Origin of the sequence: Veillonella sp., assembly GCF_018364065.1 — a bacterium.
Lineage (GTDB): Bacteria > Bacillota > Negativicutes > Veillonellales > Veillonellaceae > Veillonella_A.
This window is the reverse complement of the sequence record NZ_JAGZMO010000002.1, coordinates 60,473-73,060: the sequence shown is the minus strand read 5'-3', so window position 1 is coordinate 73,060 and position 12,588 is coordinate 60,473. Positions and strand designations below refer to the sequence as shown.

At 44.9% G+C, this 12,588-nt stretch carries 11 protein-coding genes; 8 read left to right on the top strand and 3 right to left on the bottom strand.

Features of this window, described 5'->3' with window-relative positions; translation table 11 throughout:
- Nucleotides 1-87: 87 nt before the first annotated feature.
- From rph to KHZ77_RS02205, 5 genes are all read left to right on the top strand, one after another.
- Nucleotides 88-846 (top strand): ribonuclease PH, encoded by a 759-nt coding sequence (gene rph, locus KHZ77_RS02225; RefSeq protein WP_295195251.1) that lies wholly within the window; start codon nt 88-90, stop codon nt 844-846.
- Nucleotides 821-1,420: an XTP/dITP diphosphatase gene (locus tag KHZ77_RS02220; protein WP_295195249.1), complete on the top strand. Its 600-nt coding sequence runs from the start codon at nt 821-823 to the stop codon at nt 1,418-1,420. Before rph ends, KHZ77_RS02220 begins: the two co-directional genes overlap by 26 nt.
- Complete coding sequence (locus KHZ77_RS02215) at nt 1,413-1,928, top strand: metallophosphoesterase (RefSeq protein WP_295195246.1); 516 nt, start codon at nt 1,413-1,415, stop codon at nt 1,926-1,928. Before KHZ77_RS02220 ends, KHZ77_RS02215 begins: the two co-directional genes overlap by 8 nt.
- Nucleotides 1,929-2,139: 211 nt before the next feature.
- Nucleotides 2,140-2,922 carry an adenosylmethionine decarboxylase gene (gene speD / locus KHZ77_RS02210; RefSeq protein WP_295195244.1) on the top strand — a complete coding sequence of 261 codons (783 nt, stop codon included), beginning with the start codon at nt 2,140-2,142 and terminating at the stop codon, nt 2,920-2,922.
- 10 nt (nt 2,923-2,932) lie between these two features.
- Entirely contained in the window at nt 2,933-4,114 is a 1,182-nt protein-coding gene (locus KHZ77_RS02205; protein ID WP_295195242.1) for an NADP-dependent malic enzyme, read from the top strand.
- A gap of 216 nt (nt 4,115-4,330) precedes the next feature.
- Here KHZ77_RS02205 and KHZ77_RS02200 read toward each other — a convergent pair whose 3' ends face one another.
- Genes KHZ77_RS02200 through KHZ77_RS02190 form a run of 3 tightly spaced genes read right to left on the bottom strand, consistent with a single transcriptional unit; the run spans nt 4,331 to nt 9,041 of the window.
- A complete protein-coding gene (locus tag KHZ77_RS02200; protein ID WP_295195239.1) occupies nt 4,331-5,806 on the bottom strand; it encodes an S-layer homology domain-containing protein in 1,476 nt (491 codons plus the stop codon).
- A gap of 14 nt (nt 5,807-5,820) precedes the next feature.
- Nucleotides 5,821-7,518, bottom strand: a complete 1,698-nt coding sequence (locus tag KHZ77_RS02195) for a glycosyltransferase family 39 protein (RefSeq protein WP_295195236.1) — start codon at nt 7,516-7,518, stop codon at nt 5,821-5,823.
- A gap of 20 nt (nt 7,519-7,538) precedes the next feature.
- Nucleotides 7,539-9,041: an S-layer homology domain-containing protein gene (locus tag KHZ77_RS02190; protein WP_295195233.1), complete on the bottom strand. Its 1,503-nt coding sequence runs from the start codon at nt 9,039-9,041 to the stop codon at nt 7,539-7,541.
- A 488-nt stretch (nt 9,042-9,529) separates the two neighbouring features.
- Here KHZ77_RS02190 and KHZ77_RS02185 point away from each other — a divergent pair, with 488 nt between their 5' ends.
- The 3 genes from KHZ77_RS02185 to KHZ77_RS02175 are packed head-to-tail and all read left to right on the top strand — an operon-like array spanning nt 9,530 to nt 12,451.
- Nucleotides 9,530-10,267, top strand: coding sequence for a (Fe-S)-binding protein (locus KHZ77_RS02185; protein ID WP_295195232.1), 738 nt, complete (start codon nt 9,530-9,532; stop codon nt 10,265-10,267).
- 19 nt (nt 10,268-10,286) lie between these two features.
- The gene (locus KHZ77_RS02180) at nt 10,287-11,726 is read left to right on the top strand and encodes a LutB/LldF family L-lactate oxidation iron-sulfur protein (protein ID WP_295195230.1); all 1,440 of its coding nucleotides are present in this window, start codon (nt 10,287-10,289) and stop codon (nt 11,724-11,726) included.
- A 14-nt stretch (nt 11,727-11,740) separates the two neighbouring features.
- Nucleotides 11,741-12,451: a lactate utilization protein C gene (locus KHZ77_RS02175; protein WP_295195228.1), complete on the top strand. Its 711-nt coding sequence runs from the start codon at nt 11,741-11,743 to the stop codon at nt 12,449-12,451.
- Nucleotides 12,452-12,588: the final 137 nt, after the last annotated feature.

The window sequence follows — 12,588 nt, the reverse complement described above, 5'->3', positions numbered from 1 at the left end:
GTACAGGAATTGCTCCGGTATGATGTATAATATAATAGAGTAGAAATATACTAGATAAAGAAATTAGAAGTAACAGGAGTGACATGAATGAGAATTGACGGCAGACAAGATAATATGATTCGGCCAATAAAAATTACGCGCCACTTTACTGCATATGCGGAAGGGTCCGTGCTGATTGAGAGCGGTAATACGAAGGTAATTTGTACCGCCTCGGTGGAAGCCAAGGTACCTCGCTTTATGAAGGGTGAAGGTCGCGGTTGGGTAACGGCGGAATATTCCCTGTTGCCTCGTGCCACTCAGACACGCAACAGCCGTGAAGCGGCCAAGGGCAAACAATCGGGACGCACTGTGGAAATTCAGCGCTTAATCGGCCGTGCCTTGCGCGCCGTAGTCGATTTGGAAGCCTTGGGCGAATACACTATCACATTGGACTGCGACGTAATTCAGGCTGACGGCGGTACACGTACGGCCGCCATTACCGGTGCTTTCGTAGCCTTGGTTGATGCGGTGAACACCATTTACAATGGTGAGGGCGTGTTCCCTGTGCGCGATTATTGCGCCGCCATTTCCGTAGGTATCGGCGAAGAAGGACCGATTACCGACTTATGTTATGAAGAAGACAGTCGGGCCGTAGTGGACATGAACGTAGTTCGTACAGGTGCAGGCAACTTAATTGAAGTTCAGGGGACCGGTGAACATGGAACGTTCAGCCGTGCGGAACTGAATACATTGTTGGACTTTGCCGAACAGGCGACAGATGATTTGATGAAGGCCCAAAAAGCCGCTTTGGGCGATGTGGCCGATTTAATAGGAGCGGTGAATGAAACTAGTAGTAGCAACGCATAACCAAGGGAAAATACGAGAATTTAAAGCGGTGTTTCATGCACTGGGCATTGAAGTTGTGGGCGTAGGCGAATTAGTGCACGTACCGGAACCGGAAGAGACGGGCACTACATTCCTTGAAAATGCCCGCATCAAGGCGCAGTATTATATGAATGCCACACAGTTGCCTTGTTTGGCTGATGACAGCGGACTTGCGGTGGACGCATTGAACGGTGCACCGGGCGTATATTCCGCGCGCTACGCAGGGGATGATTGTGATGACGACGCGAACAATAAGAAACTGATTCAGGAATTACAGAGTGTGCCATTTGAAGAACGGGTGGCTCATTATGTGTGCGAGTTGGTGTTGGCGTATCCGGACGGTCGCGAGCTTACGGCACGCGGCACCTGCTCCGGATTGATTCAGGATACGCCGGAAGGAGACGGCGGTTTCGGTTACGATCCGTATTTTTACGTCCCTTCGCTGAAACAGACAATGGCACAAATTTCCATGGAAGAGAAAAATAAAATAAGCCACCGCGGTCGTGCCTTAGAGGCACTGGTGGCACAGTTGTCGGACGGTGAGTTCCATGAGTAAGGAACAATTCGGCCGTATAGGCATTATTAGTGATACACATGGCTATTTAGACGTAGTTGATGAAATTGTAGAACGCACAGCGTTACTTGATATAGATTTGTGGCTCCATGCCGGTGATTACGGTGATGATGCACGCTATATGGCGGAGCAGGTTGATGTGCCGGTTATTGCGGTGCGCGGCAATAATGACCGACAGCAGCCGTTGGAGCCGAAAGAACAGCTTATACCGTATAAAGATACGTATATTTATATGATCCACGGGCATCAGTTTTATCCCTATAACCGCATTCAGGAAATCATCAGCTTAGGGCGCAGTATGGGCGCGCGCCTTTGCATTGCAGGGCATTCGCACCATCACGGCTTGTATGATGCGGGGGACTGTTTATTTATCAACCCGGGAAGCCCGGCGCTGCCGCGAGATAAGTCCGGCGGCACAATTGCCATTGCCACTTATGAGAACGGTTATTTTAAAGGAGAGTTTTTATATTTGAAGGACTCTCAGTGGTAATGCCTGGTTGTAATACCTAGATACAATACCTGACCGTATTACCTGGAGGCAATATATAGCCGTAATATTTGGAAGCAATATCTAGAAGTAATATATAGCTGTATTACCTAGCCGGGATGATTTATATCCCATATAGATGGGGATGCTTGAAGCAAATGAAAAGTTTCGATATAATGATAATGAATTCAATTGAGGAAGGTGTAAGAACTTTATGGAAACATCCGTTAAGCCAATTAAGAAAATGAAGTTATATGGCTTTAATAATTTAACTAAAACGCTAAGCTTTAACATCTATGATATATGTTATACCAGCTCTGAAGAAGAGAAAAAAGAATACATTAAATATATCGACGAAGTGTATAATGCACAGCGATTGACGGATATTTTAACTGAAGTGTCCCACATCATCGGCGCCAACATTTTAAATGTGGCCAAGCAGGATTACGATCCTCAAGGTGCGAGTGTTACGATTTTAATATCCGAAGAGGAAGTGCATAAGGAAGATGTAGTGTGCCATTTGGACAAGAGCCATTTGACGGTTCACACCTATCCTGAAAGCCATCCGTATCGCGGTATCAGCACATTCCGTGCCGATATTGACGTCTCCACCTGCGGTGAAATTTCTCCATTGAAGGCGTTAAATTATCTGATCAGCAGTTTCGATTCCGACATCATCAGCTTGGACTACCGCGTACGCGGATTTACCCGTGATGTACAGGGCAAGAAGATTTACATTGATCATCGTATTAACTCCATTCAAAATTACATTGAATCGAAAACTAAAAACTTATACAACATGATCGACGTAAACGTATATCAGGAAAATATTTTCCACACGAAAATGATGCTCAAGGAATACGACATTAACAACTACTTGTTTGGTATTACTGAAGATGACTTAACTCCAAAAGAGAAGAAACATATCAATCAATTGTTAAGACAAGAAATGGCTGAAATTTTTTATGGCCGCAATTTACCAAGCTTAAAAGTTTAGGAGGCAAAACATGGACGTACGTGAAGAAGCAGTTCAAAAGAAGTTGGAATTAGGCGGATTTTTGACAACCGGTACGAAGTATCCTTTGAAAGATGCACATGATTTATCTGTCGCTTACACTCCGGGTGTAGCAGAGCCTTGTTTGCGTATTAAAGAAAAGGAAGAACTTTCCTTTGACCTCACATGCCGCAGCAACATGGTAGCCGTTGTATCCGACGGTACTCGCGTGCTGGGCCTCGGCGATATTGGCGCCGCAGCGGCACTTCCTGTAATGGAAGGGAAATCGTTATTGTTTAAGCGTTTCGGCAACGTGGACTGCGTACCGTTAGTATTGGATACAAAAGATCCCGAAGAAATTATCCGCACTGTAAAATTAGTGCAGAAAAACTTTGCCGGCATTAACTTGGAAGACATTTCCTCTCCTAAATGTTATGAAATTGAAAACCGACTCAAAGAAGAACTGGAAATTCCTGTATTTCATGACGATCAACATGGTACAGCTATCGCCTGCCTGGCAGGGGTAGAAGCAGCACTTCGCTTTGTAAAAAAAGATTTGAGCAAAGTTAAAATCGTAGTTAACGGTGCCGGTGCAGCCGGTGCTAACATTGCCCGTCTTTTATACTTGGCCGGTGCCCGCGACATTACCTTGATGGTAAGTTCCGGTGTATTGAATAAAAATTACAAACGTCTTGATTCCTTGCAGGCTGAAATGATTAAATTATTAGACCAGGAAGAAAAGACCGGTACATTGGCAGAAGTGGCTAAGGGCGCTGACGTATTGTTGGGCGTTTCCGCTGCCGGTGTATTCACTGAAGATATTCTTAAAAACTTGGCAGAAGATTCCATCGTATTTGCCATGGCAAATCCTACGCCGGAAGTTATGTATGATGTGGCTAAGAAATGTGGCGTTCGCGTAGCCGGTACAGGCCGCAGTGACGCACCTAACCAGATCAACAACGTTAACGTATTCCCTGGCATTTTCCGCGGTGCTATCGACGTTCATGCATCCAAGATTAATGATGAAATGAAGTTGGCTGCTGCTGAAGCATTGGCTAATTTAGTGGCTGACGAAGAACTTCGCGAAGACTACGTAGTAGCCAGCGCATTCGACGAACGCGTTCCACTCGTAGTAGCGAAAGCCGTTTCCGAAATGGCTATCAAAACAGGCGTGGCTCGTCGCGTTGAAAAATAAGTTGCTTATAAACAGTTAGTAAGACCAAGGTTGAAGTTAATATGTTTTGGAACTATTAGGTGCTTTTGTACCTATTAAGTACTTAAGTAACTGTGCAACTAAATAAAAGCCCTCTCCCGTTAGAGCATTCTAATGGGAGAGGGCTTTTTTATTGCGTACAGATTGTAAGACCGATACGATTCAAGTCTAATCTAATATATTCTATTATCTTTGGCCTTATTTACTTTCCGGCAAGGTGAATACGACTTTTTCACCGTATTGTTTATTCAATGATTTTTGGCTGTCAGCGCTCAAAGAGTCAACTGTAACGATAATGCCGTTCACATTGTTGTTTGGTGTAACTGCTAAAATCGTGCCGGTCCGTTCCAATTGGTTGTATGCGTAAGCCGCATCAATTTGCAATTTATTCAAATCAATTTCATTCAAGCTGCCTTTGCGAACTTCCACGTTTTGAACGAAGTCCTTATCTTTGGAGAAGGCCAAGGCGGCACCGAAGGCTTTCGCGTCACTGCTGCTTTGGAAGGCCACAATCAGTTTGTCGTTTTGCCAGAACATGGCACCGTGAAGACGGAATACATAGTCTTTGCCGAAGGTGCGTTCAATGAGCTGCAAGGTTTTATCCTGCACTTGCTGATGCAAGATTGTTTCGCGCAACTGGAGTGCCTGTTTACTGTTCGTAATGCGATAGGTGATTTCCGTAGCTTCCGCACGGGTAATATATTTTTCCGGATTGAACAGGTTGTGCGGCTCGTAACTGATAAAGCCGAGGCGCGCCAATTCTTTTACAGCATCCTGTGCCCAGGAGGCAATGAACTTTTGATCGCTGAAATGAATATCATCGTCGTTCGCATAATTTACTGACTCATAGCCTAAGTAGTGGATGTAGTTGTCCGCTACCACGGCAAATTCCTGACGAGACATCAATTTTTCAGGGCGATACGTGTTGTCTCCATAGCCGCTGATGATGTTGAGTCGTGCCACCCGTTCGATGGCCATAGCGGACCAACGGTCGGATGTAATATCGTTGAAGCTGCTGGACAACATAACAGTCGGTTCGTCGGAAACGAGATTGCTGAACAGAGCGGCCACTTCTTCGCGGGTAATCGGTTTATCCGGACGGAAGGTGCCGTCGCTGTAGCCGGAGATCATTTTCTGATTTGTCATTACCGAGATGGATGTGGCAGCCCAAAAGTCGGACGGCACATCTTTGAATACATATTTTCGCGCCGTTTCATATACATTTGTATTACGGTTATCGGAGAAGTTGGTGCTGAACGGATTGTTGGAATCTTGCCCCTTTTGCTCCTGCGCTTCGCGCTGTGCCTTGTTCACCGCCTGGTTTGTATTTACATTGGTGTAGTAATTGGAAAGTAGCGGACTGAGGACCGTTTTTTCTTTTTCCTTAGTTACGGACACCGCTTCGGAATCGGCCAAAGAGGCATCGTCATCGGCGGTTGTATCTGCGGCGACGTTCACTGCGGAGTTACTTTGCGTAGCAGCATTGGCATACGCGGTGTTAGTAGCTGCTCGAGCTACAGACGTTGCGCCGGTCGCTGCATTGGCAGTAGTTGCAGTTATGGTAGAAATATTCGCTGCATCGGTATCGGCCGCAAAGACCGGACCGGCCAAGGTCCAGGAGAGGACCATGGAAAGAATAGCGATATGTTTTAGGTGATTACTTGGTAAAGACATATTTTGGAATCTCCTTATTTGGGCATAAAGATAACTACATTGCCGACGCGGCCCCATTCGAAGGAGGCACCGGCAAGCCCGGAATTCATAAAGTCAGTTTTATATTTTTGTGGTACTAAGATAAGAAAATCACGTTCTTTGGAAATGGCTGTTACTGCATCAGGGACTGTTAAGGTAGGCATAACATTTTTACCTTCGCTCCACAAATTATCCGCTTCTTTAGGGAGGATTATCTGTGTTACTTTGTGACCGCTGTAATACACTAAGGACGTGCGATAGTCGCGGTAATAATACACATTGGTAGACGCTTCCATAGGGAGTACTTTGGCCAAATCCTTTGTAGAGGCCGGACCGACGAGCGGCGGTAAAATGCAGAGGAGAATGATGTAGAACAGGCTGATGCTGATGGCTACACCGGCAAACGTGGCACGCACATTCTGCTTTTTATAGGCCACAACTAATGGAAGAACAATCAAAGTGACGCTCAATATGAGAAGGGTTAACACCTGCGGCCCCTGCGTATCTAGAAAATGTTCGTTGCCCGGCAGTTTGGCGATACCATAGACAACGCCGAAGACACCGCTAATTGTAATAATCAGTAAGGGTACGAAGAGCAGCCATTTATCCAGTGTAAAATGATGACGCTGAATTTGGCTGTGCAGGCGTCGATATAAGGTTTCGCCCCCTTGGGCCGTAATAATAATGAACGGGATTAAACATAAAAATGTATAGGTCAGATATTTCGTGGCCATCAGGTTGTAGAAGATGAAAACACCCAGGCCCCAGGTCAATGCATAAGCCAACCAATGAGGCGGTGCCGATTCATCAACGTCCCGGCGATGGCGGAAACGATAGACGAGTTCGTATATGGTGAGGCCGGTCCATGGGAACAGGGACACAGGCCAAAGAACGAAGTACATAAACCACCAGTTTTGTTGCGGATGCTCCGGCACGGTGGCTCGTACATAGTTGTGAAGGCCTAAAAAGGCGTCAATAAAGCTCATGCCGTGAATGGCATACATGGCGATATACCAAGGTAGTGCAACTACGCAGAATGCAATGAGTCCTAAAGGATGAAAGAGCAGTTGCAGGTTTGTTTTTGATCGCTGAAAGGCTAATACATAGATGAGTATAATAATTCCCGGTAATATGAGCCCCACAGGTCCCTTCGTCAATACGGCTAAAGCGGCACAAATATACGCATATACCATGTGCTTTGTGGATTTATGACGAAGCCCTTCATAGGCAAAAAAGAAAATGCCCTGAGAGAAGAGGAATAAGAAACCGTCTGTTAAAATGCCATGACTTATGTACCAGAATTCCAAGGCGGTGCCGAGAATAATGGCGCTCCATAAAGCGAGGCGCACCCGCTTGAAGAGGGTGCGCACGCCGTAATACATGGCCAGTCCGTTTAAGGTTGCACAAATGGCGAAAGGGAAACGGGCCGCAAAGTCAGACACGCCGAACAGCTTATAGGATGCGATGAGCATCCAGTAGGTCAGAATCGGTTTATCATACCAATATACATCGTAGATCATCGGCGATATATAGTTGTTATGCTGAATCATCGTGAGGGCTGTAAGCGCATAATTGGACTCCACTGTGTCAGTGATTGGAAAATTCCACGTGAACAGCAGATATGAAAGTAGGAGCCATATACCGAGGAAGCCTATATAGCGATACTCCCGAGGATATAGGTTTGATCGTTTCATTATGGCAATCTCCCTGTCGATTAGCTTTCCAATACGAATACGTGAACTTTATCGCCGAAGGCGTTTTTGATGGAATCGTTCATGTAGTCGAAGGTCTTGTTAACCGTCACAATCAACTGATTGTGAGTTACGGACGGATATGCACTGAGTACAGTACCTTGCGGCTGTTTCTGCGCATAGAATTTACGGAAGTTTGCTTCGATGCGGTCGTATTCAACCTGGCTGTATTGAGTGGATTCCAAGACTACCGAGTCTTTCAGTGTTTTACCTGTCGTTTTATCTACCGTAGTATCTTCATCAATTTTTTCTGTTAATGTATCTAAGTCTTCGGAGTTTTTAAGTGCTACATGGAGCTGGTTATCCTGCCAGTACATTACACCGTAGTTCTGGAAGTTGGCCGGTGTTTTGTACAAGGTGTTTAATTTTTTGAACACGCGGTTTTCAAGGCTTACATGAGCAGATTCAGCAGCGTCCGCCTTAGTTGCTTTTGTATCTTTGGCAGTGGCGGCACTGTTTGTTTTGCTGTCAGTTGCTTTTGTTGTATCGGAAGCTGTTTTGCCGGTATTTACAGTCGTTACCGCATCAGTATCTTGAGCGGCTGTAGCTGTTACTACAGGAGCTGTTTCGTTGTGTTTAATGCGATATAACATGGCTACCGCTTCAGCACGGGTAATGAAGTCGGCCGGTCTGAATTCTACGGCGCTGCCGGAAGCAATGTAGCCTTTATGTGCCAAGTATGCTACGTCTTTTTGATAGTCTGCGGAAATATCGGCACTGTCTTCAAAGGTGAGAGCCGCATTTGCCGCTTCTGCTTTAGCTTCTTTCGCTCTCGCTTTGTCGTGTTGCTTTTGTGTCATGCCCTTAGCCGCATCTTCCAGGTCTTGCTGGTAGCGTGCATAGGACGCGGCGGCGCTGGCAAATTCCTGACGGGACAGATTTGTATCCCCTTTGAAATCAGCCATCAAAATGCTGCCGTTTTTATCGAGTGGAACGAATGCCGGGTTTTTGTCAGAATTCTTGGTGTTTGTAGCTTTTTTGGCCGTTTTGTTATTGGCGATATCAGTTTTAGTTGTTATAATTAACTTATCAAAGAGTGACGTTGCATCCTTAACAGTAAGGGGCGCATCGGGACTGAATTCGCCCTGGCCGTTGCCGGACAGGATACCGGATTTAACAAAATCGTTAATATATGGTTTTGCCCAGTGATTTTTTACATCACTGAAGGTAATTTTATTTTCTTCCTCCAACGCTTGTGCGCGGGCCACTTTTTCAGCCGCAATTGTTTGTTCGTTGCGGGCAGCTGCGATTTGAGCCGCTTCCTGATCAGCTGCAGTCGGTGTTTTAGTTACTACCTGACGGGAACCGTCAGTATTGACTAAGGAACTTACGGCCGTTACGTTCTGATCGGCGGCACTTGTTGTAGCTGCGGTGGCATCAGTGGCACCGAACGCTACGGAGCTGTAAAGCCCGGACGTAAAAAAGGTAGCCGCTAAAACGGCTAAGCGTAAAGTTTTTGGAGACATAAAAAAAACTCCTTTCATGGCGAGTTAATTACACGTAATCCTAATTTATAAATAGAAGCCTGTATCAAGAAGGCGGTGGTCATTTAATGATTATAATGCCTTGCATACAGGGAGAATTGTGTGGTGATTATAAAAATAAAAAATGGCATCACCGATTAGTTTGATTATATCATGAAGTGCGCCTGCTTTAAAGGCGAACATAGGGGAAGTGAGGGGATAGATGGAGAATTAGGAACGGAGCACTGTGATAATAATTATCGCTTTTACTAATACCTTATAATCGATATTACTTTTACGCATATGGAATAACCTGATTGCTAATATCGCAATTCTTTGGACTTTGAATTCGATATTCTATATAATATTAGTAGTGATTTCTATACAACTGGTTAAAAATATGTTTTCTAAATCGAGAGTATTAGAAATGTATGCGCAAGTGTGGAGAATCAATCGTTGTAAGTACGTAGGAAAGATGAGGATGTGAGGAAATGAAAATTCATTTATTTTCACAATGTTTGATTGACATGTTTTATCCCCATGTGGGAATGGCCGGCGTACAGGTTTTAGAACGCCTGGGCTGTGACATTACTGTTCCTAAGAAACAGGTTTGTTGCGGACAGATGTTTATGAACTCCGGTTATGACCAGGGGGCCAAGGCAGCCATCAAGAATACTATCGAAGTATTCGAAAATGCAGACTATGTAGTAAGTTTATCCGGTTCCTGTGCACTGGCAATTCGCGATGAATATCGCCATGTATTAAAGGACGAACCTGAATGGTTGGCCCGCGCCGCCAAATTAAGTGAACGTATTTATGAGTTCACTGAATTTATCGTTGACGTATTAGGTGTTACCGATGTTGGTGCCACTTTCAACGACAAAGTAACCTATCATAAATCATGCCATGTAACTCGTCTAATGGGTATTAAAGAACAACCTATGAAACTTCTTGAAGGCATCAAAGGGTTGGAATACCTTCCAATGCATCGCGCTGACAGATGCTGTGGCTTCGGTGGTACATTCACAGTAAAAGAGCCAGAAATCTCTGCGGTTATGACACGCGAAAAAGCAATGACAATTTACGAATCCGGCGCTAATGTAGTAGCCGGCAGCGACCAAGCCTGCCTTATGAACATTGAAGGTATGTTGGAACGCTTATATAAAGATGGCGAAATCGATCGTCACATCCGCGTAATGCACATTGCTGAATTGTTGAACTGTCGCTAGTCGTTAGGAGGAACTGAAAATGGCTATTTTATATGATCAACGCCCGTTTAAAGAACGCGTTAAGGATGTTCTTGCCAATGACTTTAAGGTAAAAGCCATTCAAAAAGCGCAAGATGTATTCTATCAAAAACGTAAAACTTTAGTTGACCAGGTACCTGAATGGGAAGAATTCCGCGATGAAGCGGCTGAACTTCGTGACCATGTACTCAGCAACTTGGACTATTATTTGAATCAATTCGCAGAAAATGCCAGCAAGGCAGGCGCTCACGTTCACTTCGCTGCTGATGCGGAAGAAGCTAACGCATATGTAATGGAAGTTGTACGTGCTAAGAACGCTAAAATGGTCGTAAAAGGTAAAACAATGGTTTCCGAAGAAATCAGCCTTAACGAACACTTGATGGCAGCCGGCGTAGAAGTAAACGAAACTGACTTGGCGGAATTTATCCTTCAGACTGCTGACTGGAATCCACCATCTCACATCGTAGTACCGGCTCTTCACTTCTCCCGTGACCGCATCCGCAAAACCTTCCATGAAAAATTAGGTTACGAAGGTACGGAAGATCCTGAAGAAATGACACGTTTCGTACGTAAACGTATTCGCGATCGTTTCCTTCATGCAGATATCGGCTTCACCGGCTGTAACTTCGCCGTTGCTGAAACCGGTTCCATTACTATCGTGTCCAACGAAGGTAACGGCCGTATGAGTAGCTCCATGCCTAAGACTATGATTTGTCTTATGGGTATGGAACGTCTGGTTCCGGACTTTGCCGGTCTTGACGTTATGATGGAAATGTTGATCCGCTCCTCTGTAGGTGCTAAGATCTCCAACTATTTCTCCGTAATTACAGGCCCTGCTAAACCTGGTGAAGCAGACGGCCCTGAAGAACTTCACATTATCATCGTAGATAATGGTCGTTCCAATATTTTAGGCGGCGAATTCAACTCCATGCTTCGTTGTATCCGCTGCGGCGCCTGCATGAACATCTGCCCTGTATATCGTCACATTACAGGCCATGCGTACGGCTCCATCTATCCGGGACCTATGGGTGCCGTATTGACACCTCTTCTTGTAGGTTATGAAAAAGCCGGCGACTTACCTTACGCGTCCACATTGTGCGGCGAATGTTGGGAACATTGTCCGGTTAAGATTCCACTCCACGAATTACTTCGCAAGCATCGTGTAAACATTGCTGAAAAAGCTAACTTACGCCCTGCTGCAGAAAAAGCAATCTTCAATACAGTGGCCACTGTGTTCAGTAACTCCTTCCTGTTCGACTACGGTACTAAGCTTGGTGCTATCGGCATGAAACTTATGAGTAAGAACGGTGTTATGGCCGATTGGACTAAACTCTTACCGGTTGTAGGCGGTTGGGTGAAGGCCAAAGATATGAATACTCTTAAGATGAAGAAATTCCGTGATGTATATGCTGCCTATGAAGCTGCTAAGAAGAGCAAGTAAGGAGAGAAATGACAATGGATGAAGCAAAACGTAACGCATTTTTTGGCCGTATTTCTCATGCATTAGGACGTAAAGAGATCCCTACTTATGTAGCTCCATATCCTTATGTAAAAGGGCCTCAAAACAACATGTATTCCGACCTTACACATGAACAAGTTGTAGATATGTTCAAAGTGGAATGTGAAAAAGTAGGTACTAAATATGTAACTACTGATGAAGCACATGTAGCGGAAGCTATTATTAATGAAATTAAAGAACGTGGCGGCGGAAAGGTTATTTATCCTTCCACCGAAGAAGTGGCTAAATATAAATTGGAAGAAGCTTTTAAAGCAGTAGATCCTAGCGAAGCTACTTTCTTCCAATGGGTTGGCGCTAATGGCCGTGAAGCGAATGTAAATGAAGCAAGAACTGCTGAAATCGGGATTACATTCCCATTGGCAGGTATTGCTGAAACAGCTACAGTTATTCAGCCAAGCTTTGAAGCAAGCGGTCGTTCCGTTGGCTTGTTGCCACTTTGTCACATTGCCGTTATCCGCACTGAAACTATCATGCCTCGCATGACGCAGACAATGGCAAAACTTAAAGAAATTTATCAGGCCGATCCTGAAAACTTCCCAACAAACGTAGTTCATATTTCCGGTCCATCCAATACGGCGGATATCGAACTTGTACGTGTAGTTGGTGTTCACGGCCCGATTAATGTAACCTTTATCTTGGTAGATTAAGAGAGCGAAAAATCAAATTTTAAACATGCCCATGGGGGAGCATTTTGTTATCGTTATATCTTCTTCCGGACTGAACAGTTCGGCGGCGGTTGCGGAAATCTTCCCGATGGCTGTTTAAGCAAAGCCTATAATGACTA

Coding starts and splice junctions, on each gene's coding strand:
- KHZ77_RS02180 (WP_295195230.1), top strand. CDS start 10,287: ATGGCTATTTTATATGATCAACGCCCGTTTAAAGAACGCGTTAAGGAT.
- KHZ77_RS02195 (WP_295195236.1), bottom strand. CDS start 7,518: ATGAAACGATCAAACCTATATCCTCGGGAGTATCGCTATATAGGCTTC.
- speD (WP_295195244.1), top strand. CDS start 2,140: ATGGAAACATCCGTTAAGCCAATTAAGAAAATGAAGTTATATGGCTTT.
- KHZ77_RS02205 (WP_295195242.1), top strand. CDS start 2,933: ATGGACGTACGTGAAGAAGCAGTTCAAAAGAAGTTGGAATTAGGCGGA.
- KHZ77_RS02215 (WP_295195246.1), top strand. CDS start 1,413: ATGAGTAAGGAACAATTCGGCCGTATAGGCATTATTAGTGATACACAT.
- KHZ77_RS02200 (WP_295195239.1), bottom strand. CDS start 5,806: ATGTCTTTACCAAGTAATCACCTAAAACATATCGCTATTCTTTCCATG.
- KHZ77_RS02190 (WP_295195233.1), bottom strand. CDS start 9,041: ATGTCTCCAAAAACTTTACGCTTAGCCGTTTTAGCGGCTACCTTTTTT.
- KHZ77_RS02220 (WP_295195249.1), top strand. CDS start 821: ATGAAACTAGTAGTAGCAACGCATAACCAAGGGAAAATACGAGAATTT.
- KHZ77_RS02185 (WP_295195232.1), top strand. CDS start 9,530: ATGAAAATTCATTTATTTTCACAATGTTTGATTGACATGTTTTATCCC.
- KHZ77_RS02175 (WP_295195228.1), top strand. CDS start 11,741: ATGGATGAAGCAAAACGTAACGCATTTTTTGGCCGTATTTCTCATGCA.
- rph (WP_295195251.1), top strand. CDS start 88: ATGAGAATTGACGGCAGACAAGATAATATGATTCGGCCAATAAAAATT.